At 37.0% G+C, this 25,931-nt stretch carries 18 protein-coding genes and 1 pseudogene; 11 read left to right on the top strand and 8 right to left on the bottom strand.

What is annotated here, in order from left to right; all coding sequences use genetic code 11:
* Window positions 1-38: 38 nt before the first annotated feature.
* From IZT61_RS17970 to IZT61_RS17940, 7 genes and pseudogenes are all read left to right on the top strand, one after another.
* Window positions 39-491, top strand: a complete 453-nt coding sequence (locus IZT61_RS17970) for a hypothetical protein (protein WP_196098404.1) — start codon at window positions 39-41, stop codon at window positions 489-491.
* Window positions 492-745: 254 nt separating this feature from the next.
* A pseudogene (locus IZT61_RS17965) lies at window positions 746-1,348 on the top strand (recombinase family protein).
* A 212-nt stretch (window positions 1,349-1,560) separates the two neighbouring features.
* Window positions 1,561-1,848, top strand: coding sequence for a hypothetical protein (locus tag IZT61_RS17960; protein ID WP_196098403.1), 288 nt, complete (start codon window positions 1,561-1,563; stop codon window positions 1,846-1,848).
* 352 nt (window positions 1,849-2,200) lie between these two features.
* The gene (locus tag IZT61_RS17955) at window positions 2,201-4,276 is read left to right on the top strand and encodes an ATP-binding protein (protein ID WP_196098402.1); all 2,076 of its coding nucleotides are present in this window, start codon (window positions 2,201-2,203) and stop codon (window positions 4,274-4,276) included.
* A 283-nt stretch (window positions 4,277-4,559) separates the two neighbouring features.
* Entirely contained in the window at window positions 4,560-4,913 is a 354-nt protein-coding gene (locus IZT61_RS17950) for an SNF2-related protein (protein ID WP_230383752.1), read from the top strand.
* Window positions 4,914-5,091: 178 nt separating this feature from the next.
* Window positions 5,092-5,865 carry an SDR family NAD(P)-dependent oxidoreductase gene (locus IZT61_RS17945; RefSeq protein ID WP_196098401.1) on the top strand — a complete coding sequence of 258 codons (774 nt, stop codon included), beginning with the start codon at window positions 5,092-5,094 and terminating at the stop codon, window positions 5,863-5,865.
* Window positions 5,866-5,925: 60 nt separating this feature from the next.
* On the top strand, window positions 5,926-6,843 hold the full coding sequence (locus IZT61_RS17940) for a helix-turn-helix domain-containing protein (RefSeq protein ID WP_196098400.1): 918 nt from the start codon (window positions 5,926-5,928) through the stop codon (window positions 6,841-6,843).
* 149 nt (window positions 6,844-6,992) lie between these two features.
* Here the strand turns inward: IZT61_RS17940 and IZT61_RS17935 are convergent, their stop codons facing one another.
* From IZT61_RS17935 to IZT61_RS17900, 8 genes are all read right to left on the bottom strand, one after another.
* Window positions 6,993-8,177 carry a TlpA family protein disulfide reductase gene (locus IZT61_RS17935; RefSeq protein WP_196098399.1) on the bottom strand — a complete coding sequence of 395 codons (1,185 nt, stop codon included), beginning with the start codon at window positions 8,175-8,177 and terminating at the stop codon, window positions 6,993-6,995.
* Window positions 8,178-8,499: 322 nt separating this feature from the next.
* Complete coding sequence (locus IZT61_RS17930) at window positions 8,500-9,279, bottom strand: hypothetical protein (protein WP_196098398.1); 780 nt, start codon at window positions 9,277-9,279, stop codon at window positions 8,500-8,502.
* Window positions 9,279-10,460: a hypothetical protein gene (locus IZT61_RS17925; protein WP_196098397.1), complete on the bottom strand. Its 1,182-nt coding sequence runs from the start codon at window positions 10,458-10,460 to the stop codon at window positions 9,279-9,281. Before IZT61_RS17925 ends, IZT61_RS17930 begins: the two co-directional genes overlap by 1 nt.
* Before the next feature lie 673 nt (window positions 10,461-11,133).
* Complete coding sequence (locus IZT61_RS17920) at window positions 11,134-12,477, bottom strand: S41 family peptidase (RefSeq protein WP_196098396.1); 1,344 nt, start codon at window positions 12,475-12,477, stop codon at window positions 11,134-11,136.
* A gap of 235 nt (window positions 12,478-12,712) precedes the next feature.
* The gene (locus IZT61_RS17915; protein ID WP_196098395.1) at window positions 12,713-13,159 is read right to left on the bottom strand and encodes a hypothetical protein; all 447 of its coding nucleotides are present in this window, start codon (window positions 13,157-13,159) and stop codon (window positions 12,713-12,715) included.
* A complete protein-coding gene (locus IZT61_RS17910; protein WP_196098394.1) occupies window positions 13,160-13,906 on the bottom strand; it encodes a hypothetical protein in 747 nt (248 codons plus the stop codon). It abuts the gene before it with no gap.
* Window positions 13,907-14,547: 641 nt separating this feature from the next.
* Window positions 14,548-15,213, bottom strand: coding sequence for a hypothetical protein (locus IZT61_RS17905; protein WP_196098393.1), 666 nt, complete (start codon window positions 15,211-15,213; stop codon window positions 14,548-14,550).
* A 386-nt stretch (window positions 15,214-15,599) separates the two neighbouring features.
* Complete coding sequence (locus IZT61_RS17900) at window positions 15,600-16,442, bottom strand: hypothetical protein (protein WP_196098392.1); 843 nt, start codon at window positions 16,440-16,442, stop codon at window positions 15,600-15,602.
* A 571-nt stretch (window positions 16,443-17,013) separates the two neighbouring features.
* Between IZT61_RS17900 and IZT61_RS17895 the strand changes: the two genes are divergently transcribed.
* From IZT61_RS17895 to IZT61_RS17880, 4 genes are all read left to right on the top strand, one after another.
* Window positions 17,014-17,607, top strand: a complete 594-nt coding sequence (locus tag IZT61_RS17895; protein ID WP_196098391.1) for an RNA polymerase sigma factor — start codon at window positions 17,014-17,016, stop codon at window positions 17,605-17,607.
* Between the two features lie 111 nt (window positions 17,608-17,718).
* On the top strand, window positions 17,719-20,721 hold the full coding sequence (locus IZT61_RS17890) for an ATP-binding protein (RefSeq protein WP_196098390.1): 3,003 nt from the start codon (window positions 17,719-17,721) through the stop codon (window positions 20,719-20,721).
* 188 nt (window positions 20,722-20,909) lie between these two features.
* Window positions 20,910-21,290: a response regulator gene (locus tag IZT61_RS17885; RefSeq protein WP_196098389.1), complete on the top strand. Its 381-nt coding sequence runs from the start codon at window positions 20,910-20,912 to the stop codon at window positions 21,288-21,290.
* A 695-nt stretch (window positions 21,291-21,985) separates the two neighbouring features.
* Complete coding sequence (locus IZT61_RS17880; RefSeq protein WP_196098388.1) at window positions 21,986-25,669, top strand: ATP-binding protein; 3,684 nt, start codon at window positions 21,986-21,988, stop codon at window positions 25,667-25,669.
* Window positions 25,670-25,931 lie beyond the last annotated feature (262 nt).

The raw sequence follows: 25,931 nt of genomic DNA, 5'->3' as shown, positions 1-25,931 counted from the left end.
TAGCTCTTTACAATGGAAAAACAATTTAAAAAATTATTATGCAAATGATACCGAACAAAACCTTGATACATTATTTAATGCTTGGGGCTTATAGCCTACTGCTATGTGTTGCACTTACTTCGTGCAAAAAGGATGTAAGAAGCCGCAACGGCGAATTTTATTATATAAATGAGACAGATCATAATGTGATTGTCAGCTTTGGAAATCGAACGATATTTTCCGTTAAACCTGGGGAAAAATATGTGATCAAAGAAGAGCAGCCAAGTAACAACCGGCGAAAGGATGTAGTCTCGGAAGAATATGTTAATCCCCTAAGCATTAATGATCTTATTATAAGATTTGACAACAAATGTCTGACAGCATCTGCTAATAGCTCAAATAGTATACTGGCCATTTCAAGCTATGAAGCTGAAAAAATTGCAGATGCGCAGTTTAGGTTCACTTACAGGTTCACCCAAGCGGACTACGATCAGGCCGGAAATTGCCCTTAATTTTACCATTATTTTTAATATTCTCGCAAAATCGGGTGCAGTATTTAAAATACTGTGCTGATTTTTTTTGGCTGATTATTTAAAATCGCTAGTCAACTATGAGGGAGGGTTAAGCGAATTATAAAACGGTGGTATTATGAGATTTTATTTTATCTTTAAAACTGTTTAGGATTCAAAATGGGTAGCGTCTCAGAAACTTGTATCATTAAACAAAATTTATTAAAAATATTGATAAAGGTTTTATTGATACAATTATGAAGATTGGATATGCCAGAGTTTCTACGAAAGAACAAAATCTAAATTTGCAAATCGAAGCCCTCGAAAAGGCAGGGTGCGAAATTATTTTTAAAGAAACAATTTCTGGAGCAACGAAGTTTCGCCCTGAACTGGATAGAATGATTGCTCAGTTCCGAAAAGGTGATGAACTAATTGTTTGGAAACTTGACCGGTTAGGAAGAAGCTTAAGACATATTATTGATTAAGTTTTAAGTTTGAGTGAAAAAGGAATACTCATAAAAGGCTTGACAGATGGAGTTGACACTTCAACGATCAATGGCAGGCTTTTCTTAAATATAATGGCTTCATTAGCGGAGTATGAAAGAGAATTGATTAGAGAAAGAACAAATGCTGGTTTGCAATCCGCGAGAGCTAAGGGCCGTATCGGAGGTAGGCCGAAAGGCTTCGCGAAAGATACGATTGCTAAATTGTTGGTTATGCGATCTGTTTATAAGGACCTGGATAAAACTCCAGAGGAAATTTATAAAGGGCTTCAATTGACAAGACCAACCTTCTATAGATATGCAAAGATTCTTGATACCCACACCAATGAAGAAATAAAAAAAATGGTGAAAAGATAGAAAACAATTTATATCGCAAAATAAAGTTTTTATAAACGCGTAACTTATTAATTTTGTAATAAATCAAAACATTAATTAACCTCTCAATGATTGAAGATATACCATTAAATCGAATCTCTAACTTTTGTTGTAGCATATTATTTATGCTGGTGACTTTGGCTTTTCCATTTCTAATTTCGATTCAATATCAAGAACCCATTCAGACTAAAACGATGAACATTGCAATTGGAATTTATGTAATGACAATAGCTACAACATCAAAAAACATGTTTATCTTTTTCTTTTTGTTGATTTATGCGATGTATCTGTTTTCATCTTATGGTGCCTATAAACCCACTGATTATTTCGATTTCTGGAGGGAAATATGGACTTATAAGGGAGGCATTGTTATCATCGCTACGATGGTTGGTATTTGGGAGAAATTCATACTTCATATATTCGAAGGTGTACCATTCGTTCCGCTAAAAACCAATCAAAACAGAAACAGATCAAAATTTTAAATTTACCTATACCAATTCTAAACTAATAAAAATTGATTAACACTCTGTGTATTAGAATGTAAAAAATAATCCCACGGAAAAGATATAAGGTAATTTACCTGCCGAGTGTAACATCTTATCTAGCGGAAAGGATTGTTGATACAAAGGCTAGATGAGACTAAAAACTACAGAAAAAATAAAGAGTTTAGCTGTAAGAGTAACAAACAGGCAGATAACATCTTCTATGGCCACAGTGAAAGCTCTAAAAAGAGATCTTCTATAAAAAAACACATCGCTAAAGTATTGGGAACTTGTCACTAGCGACAGATGATTCACATAATTTCATATATTGGTTAACTAAATATTGTCACAAATGTCAGCAGAGGAATTATTTAAAATATCAAATCCTGATCTACAACCTAAGAGCAACATAGCAAACAAGGTTAGAAATACATCTTTACCCAAAACAAAGCCTTTACTACCTCTTTACGAAGCGATAAGTAATTCAATACATTCAATAAAAGAACTTTCCAGGTTACAAGTAGTTAATGGTCGAATCATAATAAATCTGATTAGAAACGGCAGCTCTGAATTATTAAAGGATTTACCTGAGGTTGACGATTATCCAATTCATTCAATCGAGATAATCGACAATGGTTTAGGATTTAATGATGATAATATGGGCTATTTTATTGAAGCGGACACCGACCACAAAATAGAGATTGGAGGAAAAGGTGTAGGTAGGTTCGTATGTTTAAAAGCATTCAAAAAAATAGAGGTTAAAAGCCATTTCGAGGCTGACGAAAAGTTGATAACAAGAACTTTCGAATACAGGAATACCAAAGAGGGCATACATAATTTTGATCAGAGTGCCGCGGACGAACACAGAGAACGAACCACAAGAATATTATTGAGTGAGTACAGAGAGGAGTATCAAAAACATGTTCCTATGAATCTATTTCAAATAGCAAGGGATATAGTTAGTCACTTTCTATTATACTTTATTGAAGACTCCGTTCCAGAAATTATTGTAAGAAATCAGAACAATCACGAAGTTAATTGTAAAAATCTCTATAATACTGAGTTCCAAAAGGAAATTCAGATGGGTACATTCATTATTCCAGATAGTGAATTTAAACTTTATCTTACTAAAAGCTACAAGTCTCAAAGTCACAAAATTCACTATTGCGCTCACCACAGAAGTGTCAAAGAAGAAGGTTTAATTAGTAAGATACCAGACTTGGGGAAATATTCAATCAAAGAAGGGGAAACACAATTTTATTATCAGGCATATGTAGTTAGTAATTTTCTAGATAACCATGTAGATACTGAACGTGTTGGTTTTGATTTTCCAACTGATGATGATGAAGAGGAAATGACAGTTACCCAAGAAATTACCCTATATAAAATTAGGAATAAAGCTGTGGACAAGATTGAAGAGTTACTGTCTGACTATTTATCCGAGGTTAGGGAGACAAAAATAAATAATTATCGACCTACAGTCAACGATGAGCTTCCACAGTATCGTGCGGTTTTTAAAAATAGATTGGATGAAGTTAAAAAGTTACCTCCAAGTCTACCAAAACAAAAACTAGATATTGAACTTTACCGCATTGAAGCAAACTGGAAGATAGAAGTAAAAGAAGAAGCTGCCAAACTAATTGAAGAAAGGAAGGACATCCAGAATCTAGAAGAATATAAAAATCGTTATGAAAAATTTCTTCAACAATTTAACGAAATAGGCCAAGTGGACTTAGCCAGATATATTGTTCATAGGAAGACTGTAATCGATCTGCTAGACCAATTTTTAAACATCAACCAAAGTGAGAAGTTCCAAGATGAAGACATTATTCACAATATTTTTTTTCCAATCAAAAGCAATAGTGACGAAGTTCTTCCTGAAAACCAAAACTTATGGTTATTAGATGAACGATTAACTTATCATACATTTTTATCTTCAGACAAATCTTTCGATAAAATAAATGAATTGGAGGTTCAAAGTCATGATAGAACTGATTTAATCATTTATAATGATGCTTTAGCCTTTTCTGAAGACAAAAGAGCACCTCACAATTCTTTCACGATTGTGGAATTTAAGAAACCTCAAAGAAACAATTTTCATGATTATGATTCTGAAAAAAATCCGATGGAGCAATGCGAAAGATACATTGAGTCACTTTTAATGGGCAAAGTAAAAGATAGAACCGGTCGATTTATTACCGTCGAGCCCAATACACCTTTTTATGTTTACATTGTGTGTGATATAACCCCATCTTTGGAGAAAATTCTGCGGAATCGAGAGTATATCCAGACCCCTGATAAATTAGGTTATTTCACAGTTAAAAGTCAATATTACAAGGCTTATATAGAAGTTCTTCCTTTTGAAAAGGTCCTTAAAGATGCTCAAAAAAGAAATCGCATATTATTTGATAAATTGGGAATAAGTTGATACGCAGTTTATAATTACATTTATATCGAAAAATTGGAATGTTTTTTGAATTCTGTTTTTTACTATCCTGAAATTGGAAAGTATATACTTATATTTTTAGTACAAACGCAGGACTCTATTTACCCTCCTGGCAGAAAGATGAGGTCATATACATTTGGGAAAGCAAATTCTATCCCTATTATTATTTGATTTTGAATCAGATGTAAACTACATTTTAATTATTTATCTTAGAAGTTATCTCTCGTTGCGAGAAGATTTAATACCATTTCATATATAGAATTGAATGAAGTTAACCTCTTATCACGCTAAATATTTTGCTCATGAACTTACTAGGCAATTGCCATCTAATGATATTGGTAAGTTTACGGCTTCATTACAAGATGCGCAGGTAGATTTAAATCCACACCAAGTAGAGGCAGCTCTATTTGCTTTTCAGTCCCCTTTATCTCATGGAGCAGTTTTAGCTGATGAAGTTGGTTTAGGTAAAACCATTGAAGCGGGTATAATTTTGTCTCAGCAATGGGCAGAACGTAAAAGAAAATTGCTAATTATATGTCCGTCCAACTTGCGTAAGCAATGGAATCAGGAATTAGCTGGACAAACCAATCCATTTGACCCCTTCTCGCCAATTTACTAACATAAGGGGAAACAACCATTTACAATAAATTTAATTCCGGTAAGACGGGGTCAATCTACTCCGGTTTATCCAGCATATTGCATTTCCCTCGATATGGCTTCAACAATCCTTGATTTGGCTACACCCCTATCTTTTTCAATTTTCAAATTTGCTATACAAATTATAATCAATTAAAATTATGCTAAGAAATGAAAAAAAAGTAGCACTCGTATCGGGTGCGAATACAGGAGTTGGTTTCCAAGTTGCAAAGGCTCTTGCTGAAAATGGTTATAAAGTATATGTAGGTTCACGTGATCTTCAAAAAGGGGAAAGTGCTGTTTCAGAAATTGGCGGTAATGCAGAAGCGGTACAGTTGGATATCACAGATTCTGACTCAATTATTTCAGCAGTTAAAATTATTGAAAATGAACACGGATATTTAACATTACTTGTAAATAATGCCGCCATTTCGCATGTCGGCCAATCCGGAAGGACAATGGAAGAAGTCTTAGGTGCGCAGCGTGCAAGCATTGTTCCTATAGAGGAGTTGAAAAATGTTTGGGAAACCAATGTTTTCGGGACTTTATCCCTGACACAAGCTTTTCTTCCTTTATTGCGCCAAGCACCTACCGCCAGAATTGTGACTGTATCAAGTGCATTGGGCTCACTTGGCATAAATTCAAATCCTGAAAACCCCTACCGGTCTGCTTTTGATGCTGCTTATGGCGCTTCCAAAACAGCACTCAATGGAATATTTCTATCTCTTTCCATAGATCTGGAAAAAACAAATATCAAAGTTCATTTGGTGAGCCCAGGCTTTACAGCAACAGCACTCAATAATTTTCAGGGAACGGATACCGTGGAAGAAGGATCTATAGAACCCATTAGAGTGGCGCTTGCTGAAGATCTGCCGACAGGAAGTTTTACAGGACCATCCAATGCGAGCGGCAAAGACAACAAACTTCCCTGGTAATATTTAATTTAGGAAAGCCTGTGATGAAAGTTGTTACAGGTTTTTCTGTAGATTCAAAATATGAAGACTAAAGATGATAATTTGATCCGTTTTATATCCATATCAGAAAGTCATAAAGCTTTCGGCTTGCCTGCACCACAACATCCTTTGGTAAGCCTGATCCATTTCAATGAAAATAATCCATTCAATACAAAGATGGCTCCCATATATGATGTGGTAAATTTTTATAAGATCACCTTTATCACAAAAAACAGCGGCAGACTGAAATACGGACAGGATTACTATGATTTTGATGAGGGCAGCATGTTGTTTCTAGCACCCAATCAATTGGTAGGAAGTACTGATTACAATAGCAAAACTTATTGCTACATACTATTGATCCATCCCGATTTTTTACTGGGTCATCCGTTGGCAAAAAAAATAAGGCAATACGGCTATTTCTCCTATTCTTCCAATGAAGCCCTGCATCTTTCGGCAAAAGAAAGGGAAGTCATTCTTTCCATTTACAAAATAATGGAACAGGAGTTAAACAATGGGGTAGATGAATTTAGCCAGGAGGTAATTATTGCACAAATCGAACTGATGCTAAGTTATGTCAATAGATTTTACAAACGCCAGTTTATCACTCGAAAAGCAGTCAATAGTGACCTGCTGCAAAAAACAGAAAATATTATAGATGAATATTTAAATCAGCAATCCCTTAAACTGGGCCTACCGACTGTAAAATATATTGCCGATCAAATCAATATCTCGCCCGGTTATTTAAGTGATATGTTGCGTTCACTTATTGGTAAAAGTGCACTGCAATATATACATGAAAAGTTAATTGATAAGGCAAAAGAGAGATTAACGACTACGGAGCTGTCTGTCAGTCAAATTGCTTATGAACTAGGATTTGAACATTCCCAAAGCTTCAGCAAATTATTCAAGACAAAAACCAATCAAAGTCCGATGGAGTTTAGAAAGTCATTTAATTAAATTTGCTGGTGAAAAGGCCTAGCTGGCATTTCGGTAGAAATTGTCTCAAAAAACGAAGCATTTTTACATTCTGGGAACTGTAAGATTTAAAAGAAATTCGGCATAACTACTTTATTTTCCGGCTTATTACTGCTTGTAATTAGAATTGACTATAATTTCGTTGACAAATATTTCACTAGGTCTTCTCCCCTTAAGTTCATTGCAACGATTTTTCCAGTATCATCAACTAGATAATTTGTTGGAATGGCGACTACCTGAAGAGTTGATGCTAATCCATATAAGTCGCCACCATTGAATAAATTAATGAAGTCGTTCATTTTATCTTCATTAAGCACTTCTGCCCATTTCACCTTATCCTTTAACTCATCAATTGAAATGGTGATCACATTAAATCCCTTTTCCTTAAAAACGCCATAGGCTTTTATCAAATTTGGAGTTTCTTTCCTGCATGGCACACACCAGGTTGCCCAAAAATCAATTAATGTAAACTTATTTGATATAGTTTGGCTGCTGAAATTATTGTCACGAGAATCTTTTAAACTAAAGGGTGGAAAAATCATTCCAACCGAATATTTGGGCTTCGCCAATTTTTCTGCTGTCAACTGTTTATCTTTAACAATTTTTTGTATATAAATCCAGTAATCAGACTTTTTGATGTTGACTGAGTAGCGCTCAAAAAGTTCCGCAGTCTTTTCAGCGGAAAATTGCTGATCAAACAAAATTGGATAAAAATTCAATAGAGAAACCTCAGAATCAGGATATTTCAGAATCAAACTTTCCATCTTCGACAAAATATTTTTAAAAATGGCACTCGCCTCTCTATTTTTTTGGTTTATCTTTTCATTTTCTGATATGGTGCCGAGATCAATTATTGCGTTTGAGCTGTCTCGTTGTTTAAGAAAAAGAATGTCTAAAGCATGAAATTTGTTTTGGATGTCATTCTTAACACCACCTTGAATCGTAAAAACTCTTGTGTTCCCATTGTAGACGACTTGCACACTATCTTCAACAAAAATCACACAATGATTATAACGTCTTCTAGAGAGCGGGCGATTCGAAAGAACCTGTTCTTGTGTACCATCAACATTTGTTAACAGTAGTTCTAGAATGGCAGGTCCACCAAATCTCCTGTGCATGTCATAGCGCCCAGACAATTCAAAAGTTCTATTATTGATTGTTTGCTTAGTAAGTAGTTTTGATTCACTGTCAAAAACATATGCATACTTGAAATCCTCCGACCCCTCAATTTTGCCTTTTAAATGAAAAGATTTTATTTCAGCAAAGCTTAATGCTGAATACAATAATATAATAATAAATAGAGCAAACTTTTTCATACAACATCTTTAAACTAAAGATAATAAAAAAAGCTGAAAACTAAAACCTTAGTTTTTTTAAAAATTACGCCAGTTTCTTCAAATTTATCCTTAGGCAGCTAAAAATATTAAAAATGAGTAACTATCGGTTGGACTTAAAATTTGCTTTTAAATTATTGTCTCAAAAAACGAAGATTACTTAGCCATACAGTTTTTTCTATTCAAGACATTCAATTTTATAGCAGATGGTATTTATCACTGCATAAAAAATTAGAAGAAGAGGCTGCTTCATTGTGTGATTCACAGCCTCTAGTTTATGGTTTCTCTGAGCTTTAGGTCAGTCCTAACTTCCAAAATTTTCAAATGCCTTTCTTATTTTCATTAATTCTAGAGCGCTTAAAGTCGGTTCAAACATTCTAACATCAATTATTCGACGTGGGATTTCAAGCTTTCTTTTATTTATTTCTTTGTGAATAGGATTAAAAACAGAACGGACCTGAATGAGCTTCATTTTTTTTACTTTGTCGATGTTTTGAGACAAAGTGTATTTTGTTGAATTTTTCCATTTGGGATCAAAAACTAAATAAGTGGTATCTGGATAATTGCCCAATGGACTAGATTTATAAACATAAGTCTCTTGTATTAACCCATCAGGCGTAGTGTTCTTAGATAAAAAAATGCTATTATCGTCGAAATCTGCACTTCCACCCTTCAATATCGGGTTTTGTAACAATAAGGAATCAACATTAAATAAATATTTCTTGTTAACATTAGCGCCATCTTCGAATCTGATTCCTGAGATTTTATTGGTTTTATGAAGGAAATATTGATGAGAAAAAGATTTTGATTTTATGGTTTCAGGGTCATCTGAAATTTGAATTTGACCTTTTGTCAGTGCTCTACTGTTGTATATTGTCGATTTTATTGTGGTACGATATAGGATCACATTGTTTGAATTTGCAATCAAGTTAGTATCATTTTTTAAGTCAAAAATAGCACCTGAGCCATGATCAACAATATACATATTCGTCTCAAGCCCAACTAAGGAAATCTTAGTCATTTTCTTTACCTGACATGAAGCACAAATAAATCCAGAAAGAAGAAAGATTAATATTATTTTCATTAAAATATGTCATTTACGTACCATACTTCACAAACCGCAGTCAAATTCATGCTAACTGCAGGAATTGGGTTTAATTTTGTATCACAAATTGGTTTTGCCTTATAATTGAAATAAGCCTTTGCAATTGAATAATATTTGCCAAGTGTAGGTTGAAGTATAAAATTGTTAATGGTCACTTCAGCTCCCGGCGTCATGCCATCCATGCCTACACTCAGATGCTCCAATCTATCCCATTGCCATTCGTCTCCTACTTTTTTATGATAACCCCGCTCAGTACTTTTCCATGTATATAAGCCAAAACTGTTCCTTAAGAACATCCATTGGTAAATGTAATTGCGGGTGGCACCTGTTTCTGTTCCAGGTTCAGGCTCTATCAAACTATTTTCTCCTGCTATATCCACAGAAAGGGCGTCCTGAGCATCTTTACAATCAAGTTCCTCTTCTTGTTGTGGCTCGCCAGTCGGCGGTTCTGCACCATCCTCTTCATCACACGTATCATATAACCACGTTTGTGATATAAGTCGACCTGTGTATGTTTCCCATACAAACAAATATACGGCGTCACATGCTGGATTGTGGGAACCACCATCCATTAGTTTACCAGAGCCATTTGTTATGGCACTTTTTTCATTAAACCGGAGGTTAGGGTTTTGAATCCTTCGAGAAGCAATGTACTGGCCTTTCTTAAGGGTCCCTTTATGAACCAAAAAAGCGGCAACGTACTTGTTATGCTTGACACTGTACTGAATGAAAGTCCCATCTGTCGTGATTGGTTTACCAATCTTAGCATCATTAAAAGAAGTTAGTATCTTTAAACTGGATAATTGTACATCAGATTTTTTTCCTATAAACTCAACTTTTTGTACTCTTGTAATTTTATTTTTTTTTGTGGTGAAAATCACGCCACTAACCATAGCTATATCATCTTCTTGGTGACCAATGGAAGAATGACCGGCCATTTTTACCACCAGTAGACTGTCTCCTTGAAAGTAAAATTTGTTCCAGTCAATAGCAAAAGGGCCCGCTAAGCCTTCCTTTACGTTAGACTCGTATAACTCCTTAGCAGAGGTAATTATATCAACCCTGCGATTAGAGAGCTTTTCTTCATCACTATTTTTTTTGCAGCTATTAGATATAAGCAACAAAATAGAACAACAAATAATGATTGAAGTTCGAATCATCGAACCCACATTTTTCTTGGAGCATTAAAACTTTTCATAATTTGATTTTGATTGAGTATTTGGTTTTTATTGCAAGATAGTAGCCATAAAATTATCGCATTGTTATTGAATAATTATATTATTGTTAAGAGAATTTCTGCCGTTTTTATGGGTAGTTACATCACTATGTAAATGTTTTGGAAAGCCAATTGTGCTGGGATACATCCCAACACCGCTTTTTGGTATCAATATCTTCTGCCGTCTTCTAAATGCAATGCTAAACCATCTGCAGTCTGCTTGATAGAATTATACTATGACGCACGGGAAATCGTAAGAATATTAAAAATTAGTTTATTATATTGAGGTGTGCACAAATCTACAATTACAGAAATAAATTTGCGTGACCTGCGCGATGGCTTATATTTCGGGATGAGACACCTCGAGCCATACGCTAACGGTCCGGAATCAGATGCAATATTATACGATAGACTGGAATCGCTTTGCCAAAAACATGGGGTCGTACTGAATTCTGCACCAGGAACAAAGTTTTTTTAAAGAGCCCGGCACTAGTAAAAAATATATTTGCTTTATTTTAACAAAAACGGGTTAAATTATTCTCAATAAACGAAGATACTGGAATACCTTATTTTGAGGCACCTATATTTATGGTCAAAACAGTTTATTTTTTAGCCTATTATTTAAGCTTATCTAGGATAATATCTACCCATTCGTTTTCAGGATAAGAGCTTAAATCAATATCTGGCAAAATTCCCTTATTATCTATTGGGCTGGTATCTGTCCAATATGATTTTGTAGTTGGACGCATAAGGAAATAATCTTCACAGGAAAGTTTTTCCGGCTCAAATAATTCGCTATAATCGAGTGTCCCTGCAGTATGTCTTCCATACAGTTTAACTTTTGTGCTATGTTTTGCGAGTATCAAAAAATACTCAGAACTGCTTGCAGAATTTTCATTTACTATAATGCTGATTGTTTTTGGATATTGATAATTTTCCTTAAGCGTAATTATAAGTGAGTCTCTTTGTACAAATCCACCCATGTTAACTCTTAATTTAGGAAGAATAGCCCGCCTAAATGAGTTCGTGGATATTTCGTAATTTTGAATGAGTTTAGGGGAAGCAAACACAAAATCGCCTGGAATAGAAAATGGTTTTTCATATGCAAACCTCATCAGTGATAAAAATGAACTGTTTCCTCCAACATTGTTCCGGAGATCGATAATTAGGTGTTTAATCTTATTTTCTTCTAATTGAGGGATAATCTGATTTACAATAATCGAATCAAAACTTCTGGCGTCTGTATTAAATGATGGTATCCCTAGATAGTAAATATCTTCCTTTACCTGTTTGTACCTAAACTTTTTATTGACAGAATAGGTTGATGTTTTAACTTCTATGCCACTTTGCTCATTATCCATTTTTTGCCAAATACCGTTTGGTTCAATCAGGAGGTTTTTAAGCCTTCGCCCTCGAAGTAAATCTGTGGTTAAAGGCGTATCATAGTTCCTAATTCTAAATTCATGCTCATTTCCGATAAGTTCAAAATGAATTTCCCCTAATCTACCGTTCGGTTTCAAGATGTATCCTTCATACTTATTATCCGAGCCTTTTACAATACTAACCAGCAGCGAATCACTATTTCTGCGCCAGATGCCAATAAGTTGTCTGGACGTTTTCTTAATTGTTCTTCCGGAAAATGAATGCTGTGAGGGTGATGTTTTTCGGTCACTAAAAATAATATGATTGTCCTTAAAGAATTGGATATACTTTTCTATTATATAAAAGCAACTTTCACGATTACTAGTAGTCATTGCTTGTGTGATGACCTTATTTTTCAACTCTTTGTAGTAATTCTTGTTGGCAACATTTACTTTAGAGCGAAAACCTGGATAGTTGCTCTCAATATCGGATATTATTTCCTTTAGGACTATTGTACAATCACAGGTATTTCTGTTTTGAGAATACACTGAAATGAAATTTATGACTAATAAAAAAGTTATTACGATTTTGCTAAGCATTTGTATCTTTTTACATAAGACGTATTTCCCGTCAATAATGTTGCGTATTCATTAGCATTAGTTATCAAAAGAGGTTGATTTTATGTAATATAGCATTATCAATAACGAGGTTAGTCTCAATAAACGAAAGTATTCATCCCCTACTGTATATCTTTCTTTCAGCTGTAAGTTTAATTGCAACAACTACGACAACTAAAAAAAATTCTCACAAAACGAAAGTTTTTTACTAGATTGATCATTTCTTATTTTCGACCGGTGTGACGAAATAATCGGTAATCTTAATTTGATTTTCAAAAAGTGACAATTTAAAATTTTCTAAATAATTTTTATTGTTTCTGACTGTTTCATAAATGACATCACAATTTACAACCGGACCGCTCTTTTTTGTCACTAGGTTGGTATTACTTTTTAATCTCCTAGATTCTATAACGCCGAATCGTTGTTCGCTTACTCCAATGATCTGGTTAACCATTAGATTTACTTGCTCTTTTGTAAATTTAGAGCTTGTTCCAAAAAGACTATGGATGTTAGAATAATTTTTTTTCGAAAGAGATTTATAGAATGACTCGGTAACAGTAAAAGCTTTATCAATGTAAGCTTTTTGGTCCTTCTCAGAGCTAGTAATAGTACAAGATGCGAAGACCGAAATATAAATTAATAATAGATAAAGTGCACGTTTCATTTATTTTTTAGTTAATAGGTTGAATAAGGTAGATGTCTGTTTTGGATGGTGAATAGAGGTTGTTGGTGACAATATCAGCATATAGAATTTGGAATTCTTTTTTATGAACGCAAGCTCTATAGAAAATTTTCGGCCCAATAGTCTATCTGTCTTTTTGTACAGAAAATCGTAAGTTCCATTAGTGGTATAACGCCCTCCTAGTTGGGTTATATCTATAGTCTGACATTGAATAGTATCATTCGAAATTTCCTTATCCAATAGTTTACCAGATATATTTATAAACACATTTTTGTCTCCTGTTGGCTTTTTCTCTAGCTCGCTAAATACAAAATTGGCACTTCTATAACTCCCGTCATAAATATAACTGTAGGAATTTGAAATGTTCGTATTCCAATTGATTTTTACAATGTCTGCCAACCTTGCAGTAGGTTTACTTATCGCTAATTTATAGACCAAAATATTTTCTGTTCCCTGATTGATTTTGAAGGTGCCTCTTGGGGTTCGATAAGCAGAATAGAAGTTATATGAAGGGGTAATTTCCGAATTATCATAATTTGGAAAAACTTCTTTATATGTATCCGATATTTGTGGCATCTTTTTAACTACCGCCGTGCTTTTGTATATACTTACAAAAGCACTCAACCTAGAACCAACAATCCAAATCCCTAGCGCAATGGCTAGAGCCAGAAAAATATAACGGGTCACGCCCTTACTGTTTAATTGTTTTTTTTCAGGTAACTCCATCATACTTAAATTAAGGTGCAACAAGTAACGGAAATTCTATTGCAAAGTACATGGAAAAATTCCCATTGGCAATATTGTTGCTGTGTAACTAAAAACATGTTCAACCAAATTTCTATAAAATCAAATTTTTTCTTGTATTACAAAGCATAGGGATTAAAAATTTATAAAGTTTAACGATTGGAATATAGTGGCTTTTGATGAAATATCATTTATTTACTGGCTGCTATGATCGGATATGTCTATTTTTTGAAAGTACTTAAGTTTAAAATACAAATTCAAAAAGTCATTTAGGGTAGACGATATAAAAGTGAAATCTTTTCATAATCTTTTGAAAAGCAAAGTAACTTGGTGAGAATTATCTTACGTATAATTTCTACGGATCTAATTGATAAATCAATCGATTTTTGATAGGTCTGGAAACTTTTAGAAAACCTTTTCTCACAAAACGAAGATATAATTCACTGTTATAATTTTATTTAAGTTGTTTTTATTAGATGCTACTTTCGGTAAGTTGAAAAACCATCTAAAATCAGAATAGCGATGATGAACTATTATATCTCAATGGGTCTTACATCATCGACTTCTGAAAATTTATACTTTGCCCAGCGATTTATCGGAGTTGTTATAGAAAGCGATTATCTGTCTTATTGTTCACTTGAGGATTCAATTATTTTCAATTCACTCCAAGGAATCGTTACAGTGTAGCCACCTTCTTCATTATAATTTTTAAAGAAATTAAATGTCCAAAATAATTGAGCATATTCCTCATTATATTTAAATATTACCGAATAGTTATCGTAAGAAAATCCACGTTTTGTTACCTCCCTTGAGGCAAATTCATAAATTAATCTTCTATCTAAAAGATTTCGTTTGCTTCCACCATATCCGATTGGCCAATTTAGATCGAGGATTTGTCCATAATCATCTAAATGGATCAAAACATAATATCGAATAATCCCAATCGTTGTGTCTTGTAAGGAGAAGGAAAGTTCATATTTTGGAATAAGCGGTTTTCGCTCACTCATTAATATACTAGGCCGATTGACGTGCTTTACTGCAGATTTAACGTCAATGACCTGTGCCCCGAAGAACCGGATTGAATCCTTTAGGTCCCAAAATACTTCAGCTATTATCGCCTTCATACGTCGTTGAATATCTTTCGGCAAATCATCAACTTTTGATATTTTACTTGAAAATTCTTGCAAGGTAAAAGCTTCCCACACTTCATCTTCCACAATCATTTTGGTTTGTCCAAAACCAAATTTAACACCATTGAGTGATAGCAGAATAATGACATATAATATTTTCATACTGAAAAATAATGATTTATCTTGGATAAATCATTATGCCGAAATCTATTCCCAGATCTTGACTCCTGTAGACCATCATTAAGATGCCTGGAAGTTAAAAACAGATTATTGAATTAAGAAGTGAAGTGTGGGCAGCTGATTCGGTAATCACGGATTGTTGTTTTAGTTATTATGTCTCAAAAAACGAAAGTATTCATTCCCAACGCATATCTTTCCTTTAGCTGTAAGTTTAATTGCACCAATTACGGCAAAGAGAAAAATTGTCTCGCAAAATAGAGGTATGAGCTTATCTCCCCTGGTTTGTTAAACTCACAATCTTTAGGTCCTAAATGCGAAAGATCTAGAAGGTTCTATTTCTAATAACCATAATTATCAGACTAACGGTTCTATTTGCGATATAACGGACACCTTTTCAATAAATATTCAAGTGGTGCTGTGTATGATCCATCTGTATTACTTAAAAAGGCTTTGTGGCTTGCATTATAAATACTGGCATTATTGTCCATATAAATCTGAAGACTTACACTAATATCATAACGCTGGGCTGCGCTACTAAAAGATGAACTACTATTAGAGATTCCTTTCACTTTATCACCATCATTACGCTTAATCTTGGTATCCTCACTATTGGAAGTTGTATTTGTTAAATAACCCTTATTTTGAGTAACTGTACCATCGATGATATATTCTACCCCCAAGATATCACAAAGGTTTTTCATGGTAAAACCCATCATTTTTTCAGGGGTAACACCAGCCTGAATTAATGCCGCATTAGTGGTTCGGGGATCTATAATGGTATAACCAGCCGAATGTTGGCTAAGTAAGCTATAAGCATCCTGCTGTGCTTTTAAACTTATAGCCGCTGCACCTGGTTGATTATCCATTAAATAAGTGAATGGAATAATAGCAATTTTATTGTGATGATCAGCAGGAGTAGCACTCATCGCAATTTGATCCGATTGTCTTGCATTCGCAGGCATATTCATGGAAGAAAAATTTTCCAATCGACCACTGGAATGAACAATTTGAGAGATATCTGCTTTTTTAATTACATATTCCGCGGTTTCGCCGGCATAGACAAAAGATACCTCCGCATCTGTAATTCTAATAATTTTCCCCTTAATTTCCTCGCCATTTGTTTTCTTGATGATATCTACTTTTGGTTGATTTTGCGCAAAACCACAGATCACAATTGAAAGACATAACAATAACAGATAGATTTTTTTCATAGCTTCATAGATATACACTAACATACCAAAAGCGAATCAGTTTTGAAAACGAATATTACATTCGTTACAAATTACTAAAAACCATCCCAAAGATTTTGCATTATTTCTCTAACATACTCCTTAAAGTCCTTTGATTTATAAATAGCTTTACCACATTTATGACTAAATATGGCTACTAGCAGGGTGTTTTTGTTTCGATTCAATACGTTCGGCAATTCCAGCACTTAAGGATGAAAAACTGTATTTTTAATAGCCCTGTGATGATTTGAAAATAAAATAATCATCAAATAAAGATATAGTCAGTTAATTGAGATGTAGCAGGACAAATGTTGTTTTTATATAGATTTGTTACTATTGCTAAACCAAAAAATGCTCGCATGTATCATGGTAGCGCTTGACCGTATTACAGATAGGGTTTTGATACCAAATGAACTTATAAAACAAATATACGGAAAGCCGTTCCATCAGGGAAGCCGCTTTTGTATGTTAACTCTCAACTATTGACTTATAGCTCCTAGGAATAACTAAAACAAAAAAGACATGAACGTCGTTACCAAATCAAAATAAGCCTATGCATGCATTTATACCTACTCATTCTTCCAATCGCAATTGTTTACAATTAAAGCTTAAAACACCAGAGCAATTTTTAGTACAGAGTATATTGAATAAAAAGAAAGGAGCGTTCAATCAACTCTATCAAATGTATGCGGAGAACCTATTAGGCGTGTTGATGAAAATTCTAAACCAACAGGAAACTGCTGAAGATTTATTACAGGAAGTATTTTTAAAAATCCAAAGATATCTGCCATTATATGATGACAAAAAAGCCAGATTGTTTACCTGGATTCTCAATATTGCCAGAAACACTGCCTTTGACTACTTAAGGTTGAAATCGAGCAGACAAAGCAAGTCAACCGTCGAAATGGAAGATCACCATGCTGAACTGGAGAGTTTTAGCCAAAGCGTAAATACGGATGTTATAGGATTAAAGAAAATGGTGCTCGGACTTAATGAGAAACATCGAACGATTCTCGAACTCTGCTACTATCAGGGCTATACCCACAAGGAAATTGCTGAAGAATTGAATATGCCTCTTGGCAGTGTAAAAACATCCATTAGACAAGCTGTATTAATTCTGAGAGGGTTCTTTTTATTACCTAATTAGTCAGCAGGGATTATTTATTCCAGGCCGCTCTATCTTTTTTTGCTCTTTGTCTGCAAGGTTTCGTCTTTGATAGATTAACAATTATATTTGTAATCTATTCTTTCATTGCGCATGATTAACGCCCGTAATATTGTCCCTGCAGCAGAAATGCTGGACATTCTTTTTAAATCTCCAAATGCAACAGCAGTTTATTCGGGCGAGGAACTTACCATTATTACCGCCAATGCGGCCATGCTGAGGCTTTATGGTAAGGATGAAAGCATCATTGGAAAAAGATTCGACCAGGCAATTCCCAAATTTAATAATCAGGCGTTTCTGGGCATTTTAAAACAGGTCTGGTCCTCAGGAGAGACTTATCTGGCCAAGGACAATGCCGCCACCATAGAGGTTGATGGGAAACTCACTGTCTTTTATCTTGATTTTGAGTACCGGGCTATCCTCGGTCAAGATGGCAAAACCTCTTACATTCTTCATACTGCATTTGAAGTATCCGAGCGTATAGCACCCTGGAAGGGGGTGGAAGAAAAATCCAGGGTTGAAAAGCAGCTCAACGAAGAGCTCATGTCAATTAAAGAGGAGTATCAGGCCACTAATGAAGACCTTGCTGCCCTAAACGAGAAATATCAGGCAACTAACGAAGAAATTACCGCATTAAACGAGGAACTTGAATCCATTAATCAGCAGTTAAGGGAATATCAGGAAAAGCTGGAAGGCATTAATTATAACCTTAAGGAAAGCGAGGCACGTTTCCGCTCACTCATTGATATCGCTCCTGTAGCTATAGCTGTTTATCGCGGTCCGGATATGTTAATAGAAGAAGCCAATGAGCATATGCTAGCCATTTGGGGTCAAAGGGCTGAAGTGATTGGCAAATCCATACATCTAGCGAGAGCAGACCTTAAAGGGCATGATTATTTCCACATAATTGAACAGGTCATAGATCATAAAATATCTCATACTGAATATGGCGTCAGAGGGCCTGTAGCTTGGGAAGGAGATTTGATCAATGGCTATTTTGACGTGAGCTGTAAGCCTGTCGCTATTGATGAGGAGGGATTGTCAGGGGTGGTTATCGTGGTAAACGATGTGACCGAGAAAACCCTCGCCCTTATTCGTCAAGAAGAAACCAACGAGGAAATGGCGGCAATATACGAGGAGATGTCAGTTTCTAATGAAGAATTGATGGAATCTCAGGTCCTTCTACGGGAACTCAATGAAGTCCTGAATATAAGTGAGGGGCGGTTTCGTTCTATGATCGAGCAGTCGCCGGTAGCCATGAGCTCTTTAAAGGGTGAGGAAATGGTTATTGAAGTGGCGAACGACGCTGTTCTGGATATATGGGGTAAAGAACGTTCCATTGTCGGACTGCCACTTGCCCTGGCATTGCCAGAACTGGATGGTCAGGATTTTCTGGATATACTGGCAAACGTTTATCAAACCGGCACTCCCTTTTATGGTAAGGAACTTAAGGCTAGTCTTTCCAAAAATGGAATTGTATCCGATCATTTCTTGAACTTTGTGTATCAGCCCGTAGCCGGGTCCAATGGCTTAACCGATTCTATTTTGATTGTGGCCAACGAGGTAACCGAACAGGTAATGGCCCGCCGCATTATTGAAGAAAGTGAACGGAAATTCCGAAATCTCATTGAGCAGGCAGCTGTGGCCATCATTGTATTTCGTGGTGATAACCTAATTATTGATGCGGTAAATCCCAGGATGTTGGAACTGCTTGATAAGGGTCCGGAGATTTATGGAAGACCCTTGCTCGATGCCGTGCCAGAGCTGCATGGACAACCGCCTTACGACTTGCTATACGAAGTTTACACCACAGGAATAACCTACCAGGGTTTTGAAACACCGGTCACACTGGTGCGCAACGGTAAGCAGGAAGAAGGTTATTATAATTTTACTTACACGCCATTGATAGAAAATGGTAAAATTACCGGTATCATAGATATGGCGGTGAATGTAACTGAACAGGTAAATGCGAGCAAGCAGCTGATTACGTTAAACCAGGAGTTGAATGATAAAAACCAAAGTCTCTCTGATACTAACCTTCATCTGAAAGAGGCCAGGGACAGTGCCAACATGGCAATCGCAGCTGCAAACCTGGGTGCATGGTCGGTCGACCTGTTCACCAGCCAGATGACAATCTCCTCCCGGGCGAAAGAGATCCACGGACTTGCCGAAAGTACAGATATCAATCTGGAAGACGCTATAAACATGGTAAACAATGAATACCGTGATGAGGTTTCAAGTGCAATCATGGGCTGTATTGAAAGCAGGAAAGCCTTCAGCGTTGACTATCTTATTCAACCAGCGGACAATAGTGATCCCAAATGGCTCCGTACTAACGGCAAGGCACATTTTGATGATAAGGATACGCTACTGTCTATCATAGGTACCACGCAGGATATCACTGAACAGAAGAAAAGTGAACAGCTTAAGAATGATTTCCTAAGTATTGTGAGCCACGAACTTAAGACACCGCTCACCTCTTTGAACGGATATCTTCAGGTATTAAGTTTAAAGGCAAAGAGATCAGACGATATCACTAACCTTTCCATGTTAGGAAGCGCTGTCAAGCAGGTTGGAAAAATGAACTCGATGATTAATGGGTTTCTTGATGTTGGCAGATTGGAGGCTGGAAAAATCTATATCGATAAAACACGGTTTGATATGGCCATATTGGTAGGAGAAATGGAGGAAGAGACTGTGCCAGGGATCAACACCCATAAAATTATCTTCACCCCGGTGATCACAACCTTTGTTGAGGCAGATAAGGATAAGATCGGTCAGGTAATCACTAACCTGGTCAGCAATGCCGTAAAGTATTCTTCAGCTGGCACAACCATTACCGTGGCCTGCATCACCCAGGAAAATTATGCACTGGTGAGCATCAAAGATGAAGGGATGGGCATAAGCATACTGGATAAGGAAAAACTATTCGACAGGTTCTATAGAGTGGAAACTACCGCAATGAGGAACATCAATGGCTTTGGAATTGGATTATACCTATGCAAGGAAATTATTGAACGGCACCATGGGACAATTGGCGTAGAAAGTGAGATCGGAAAAGGTAGCACTTTCTGGTTCAAGATACCTGTTGCTTAAACATAGCTAACCAAAGCAAGATGGATATATTGGTCTTCGGATTGGGTTTTCATCGGATAAAAACCTCCGAATAATCATCTGGAAATAAAACAACCTAATTGTTTATGATTAAAATTAGATTAAAAAACTAAAAGTCAATTTTATTGTCTTATACATCGAGCCATATACCAGGCGAAGGACCTGCTAATATGGAGACCAAAAAAGAAAAGATCAAAATACTGATTTGTGATGACGAAGAAGATATCCTGGCAATAACAGAATATATCCTGACCGAGAGCGGCTATAACGTGATCGCAATAAACAATAGTTTGATGGTAATTGAAGAGATTGGAAGGGAAATGCCGAATCTCGTTCTTTTGGATTTATCTATGCCAAAGCTGACAGGTGATGAGATCGTCGCAGATTTGAAATCAGACCCGGCGTTTCAAAAAATTCCGGTGATTATTTTTTCAGCCAATCGAAATGGGCGAAAAGTGGCCATGGAAGCAGGTGCCGATGATTTTATAGATAAACCTTTCGATATCGATGTAATGCTCAAAATATTAGAAAATCATACGATATTTAAATAGCTGGTTTAGATTTTCAATTCCAAGCCTAGCATTCAGTCATCTCATTATTATAAAAGCCTTATCAATAAATTGAAAGATTTTTAGATAATTACCATGGGTAATGGGAAGTCGCTAAGCTAAGAACACATTAAGTCTATAATTATGGCCAAAGAAAATGAAATTTAGGTGATGGTGTTTTGTAGATAAAATCAATTATCCAATAAAAGTTAATCCACCGGAGGTTCAATATTCTGAGGCATACATTCAAAAAAACGGTCGATTTTTGATAGGGCTTAAAGATTTACTGTTAGTTATTGTCTCACAAAACGAAAGTATTCATCCCCTACTGTATATCTTTCTTTCAGCTGTAAGTTTGATTGCAACAATTACGGCAAAAAAAAAAATTGTCTCTCAAAACGAAGCATTTTAAATAAAGCCATGTTTTATAGATCTGCTTTTTAGCTTTTTGAAAAGGAAGCGAATAGCTTCAAAATCGTAAATAAGTGTATTTTTTTTACCAAATTCAAAATAAAAATAAATCTGTTTCGCACCATTTTTAATGAAGGTCGCTTGGACAGATTTAGCACAAAGCCCCGGGCTTTTAAGCTTTACCAAGGTGACCGGTCCTGACTCACACTTTTATTAAATCTGCTAGGTTGAGAATGAATAGCGAATCAGCATAAATATTATTTTGATTATTTTTGGGCAGATTAACAATGGAAAATACAAATCAAATAAATAAAGTAAACCATCTTCTGCATGACGGAGGTGAAATGGGAGAACTCATCCGCTCCATGGACTGGTCGAACAGCCCATTGGGGCCTATCGAGAAATGGCCACAAAGTCTGCTGACATCGCTGAATCTATGCCTCTCTTCAACTTTTCCTATTCTGATCGCATGGGGACCGGAAACCATACAGTTTTACAATGATGCCTACAGGCCTATTTGTGGTGCAAAACATCCCGCATCAATGGGCATGAACTTCAGGGTCTGCTGGGAAACCGCACTGCCTGTAGTAGGCGATGCCTTTAGCAAAACGGAAAACGGAGAAGGCACCTATATAAAAGACCAACAAATGTTTCTTGACCGCTATGGTTATCTGGAAGAATCCTTTATGACCTTCTCTTTTGCACCCATCAGGGACGAAGCGGGAAAGGTAGGTGGCATTTTCCATCCCATTACAGAAACCACAGACAAAATGCTCAGCGCCAGGCGTACACAGATACTGCGCAATCTTTCTGCGGCCACAGGAAAGTCAAAGACTCTTTCTGATATTCTGTTTCACGCATCTGAACAATATCATGATTATCAGTTTGATCTTCCATTTCTAGCGATCTACAAATTAAATGGAGATCACGCCTCCGCATCGCTGCTTAGCCTGACAGGAATGAGTGATGAACCGCTATTTCCATCAGAAATAGCCCTTGATGAACCAGGCCAATTCTGGTCATTGCTAACTATTACGAATTCCAACGGCCCAGTTGTCATTGATCAAATGCCGTTTAAGAATATTAACGACCAGATCGGTCCTTTCCCGGAACCACCCATGAAAGCGGTTGCACAGTCTATCCATGTTTCAGGGCAAAAAGAGGCATTTGGCATCATGATTTGTGGGGTGAGTTCAAGAAGAGCACTGGATGAAGACTACCTTAGCTTTTTTGACCTGTTGAAAGGAACCTTTAACACTGCGGTGTCCAATGTCTATGCCTACGAACAGGAACAGAAAAGGGCCGAAGCCCTTGCGGCCATCGACAGATCCAAGACTGCGTTTTTTAGCAATGTTAGCCATGAATTCCGCACTCCCCTGACGCTAATGCTGGGCCCATTAGAAGAACTGCTTGAAAACAGTGATCTATCAGAGAAAGCCATTGCACATGCGGAGGCAGCCCATCGTAATTCATTGAGGTTATTGAAGCTAGTAAACAACCTGCTTGACTTCAGTCGCGTTGAGGCTGGAAGGCTACAGGGAAGCTATCAGCGAACAGATATTGCATCAGTTACTGTTGATCTGGCAAGCTCATTCAGATCCATAATTGAAAAATCAGGAATGATACTGGAAGTGAATGCCAGGCCAATCGATGGTGAGATATATGTGGACAGGCAGATGTGGGAGAAGATTGTTCTTAATCTGCTGTCCAATGCTTACAAATACACACTTAAAGGGTCAATTCAGGTAAATCTATCTGAGTCTGATCGACAGATCATCCTGACAGTCAGCGATACCGGGATTGGGATAGCCAATGACGAGATCCCGCACATGTTCGAGCGTTTCCACAGAATAGAAAATGCCGGTGGCCGGACCCATGAGGGCTCTGGAATCGGTCTCTCTTTAGTAAAGGAGCTAGTGCTGCTGCACGGAGGCGAAATATCGGTGGAAAGCCAATTGGGCGCAGGAAGTAATTTCTCGGTAAGCATTCCAAAAGGAAAAGCTCACCTTCCGCCTTCACAAATCCTCGAAAAGGCTTCTCCAAATGGGACGCCCTCACTGAGAGGCGCATTTATTAAAGAAGCACTAAGCCTATTGGATGAACATCATGATAGCGAGACAATTTCTGTTCCGCAAACCATGGAAACCAGCAGAAGTATTCTTGTTGTCGATGATAACAGAGATATGAGAAATTACCTTTCCGGGCTTTTTGGTTCCACGCATCGGGTCCGCCAGGCATCCAACGGCCAGCAGGCACTTGAACTGATTGCCGATGAAATGCCAGATCTGGTCTTGAGCGACATGATGATGCCAGTAATGGATGGAAAAGAATTATTGCGTCAGCTCAGGTTAAATCCCGCCACACACCGATTGCCTTTTATATTTCTTTCTGCACGTGCAGGTGAAGAAGCCAGGATAGAGGGACTGGAACTCGGGGCGAATGATTACCTCGTTAAGCCTTTTGCAGCTGCAGAACTAATAACCAAAGTGCGCGGTCAGCTGAGGCAACATGCCTCCAATCTTCACGCAGAACAGCAGCTAAAAAATCTTTTCCTACAAGCTCCGGTAGCCATTGCAATTTTCCGTGGTCCAAGTCATATACTGGAGATGGCCAATGATATGATGCTGGGTTACTGGAAGAGATCATATGAGGAAATAATTCTAAAACCATTTGGCGAAGATCTTGCCGATATCATGCAGGAAGGCTTTCCTCGGATCATGGACGAAGTATATCGTAACGGAAAGGGATATATTTCTCCCGAGCTTGCTATCAAAACGGATTCAGTAGAGCCTGAAGAGCCGTGCTATCTCCGGGTGGCGCTGGAAGCCTTGCGGGGTGAAGACGATAAAATCTACGGAATAATGGCCATTGCCACAGACTTGAGTGAACAGGTTAATTCAAGAAAACGCATTGAGCATACCGAGGAAAGGCTGAGGTTAGCCATTGATTCAGCGGAGATGGGTACCTGGGATTTGAACCTCAATCGTTCAGAACTGCATACCTCCTCCCGTACCAATGAACTTTTTGGGCTTGAAGAAGACGAACTAACCCTTGACCGAAAAATGCTACTCGTTATTGACGAGGATCGACAAAGAGTTTCTGAGGCGATGTCCGTAGCGCTGCGCAACCATTCCGACGGACATTACGAGCAGGAGTATGGCATTCGCAAAGCCAATACTGGAGAACTCAGGTATCTCAAAGCAACAGGAAAAACCACCTTTGATGAAAAAGGGGAAGCCAGCCGCTTTTCCGGAACCATTATTGACGTAACTGAAGGCAGGGCCGACCAGGAAAGAAGAAACGACTTTATTGCCATGGCTAGTCATGAACTCCGTACGCCACTCACTTCTATTTCAGCCTATCTTCAGCTAGGTAAACACATGACCTCGGGTGAAGGAAATGAACGCTTGCAGTCCATTATCGACAAAGCCTCACAACAGGCTTCAAAGATGGCGAGACTTGTAACCGATCTTTTAGATATGAGTAAGCTAGAAGCAGGAAAACTAAAGCTTGACATCCAGTCTCTGGAAATTTCAGAGATGGTTAAATCTTCTATCGAAGATCTCCGGCCGATACTGGGCAGGAATGAAATCGTATTTGATGCCGGGATTCAGGCAAGGGTATCAGCTGACAAAGAGAAGCTAGAACAGGTGATGTCCAATCTGCTGAGTAATGCAATCAAATATTCACCAGATGGCGGGAAAATACTCGTTTACATTATTCCCTTAGAAAAAAAGGTAAGGGTTTGCATTAAAGATGAGGGGATTGGCATTTCGCAAAACGATATTGAAAAGCTTTTTCAGCGATATTTTCGTTCAGAAAGCCTTGACCGAAGTATTTCCGGATTTGGGATAGGCTTATACCTCTGCCAAGAAATCATCACCCGGCACGGGGGAGAAATTGGGGTGGAAAGTATGCCTGGGCTGGGCTCTACTTTTTACTTTGATTTACCGGTTTTAGATGCATTCTAATGCGCTTCGTCGGGCATCTGATCATGCTGTTCAAAACTCTGATGGTGCTGGTTCAAACAATGATGATCAAGAGGTAAAGCATTGATAATGTGAGACCTCCTATATTTAATTAATTGCAATAACAATTTTTTTGTCTCAGAAACCGAAGGTATCATCCCCTACTGTATATTTTGCTTTTAGCCGTAAGTTGGATAAACCACAGCCGACTGACATTCCGCCAGGATTTTGATTTATATTATATTCTTGATTATCTTAAAACAAT

The sequence above is a fragment of the Pedobacter endophyticus genome (assembly GCF_015679185.1).
Taxonomy (GTDB): Bacteria; Bacteroidota; Bacteroidia; order Sphingobacteriales; family Sphingobacteriaceae; genus Pedobacter; species Pedobacter endophyticus.
Note: the sequence above shows the minus strand (reverse complement) of the source record. Positions and strands in the feature narration are given on the sequence as shown.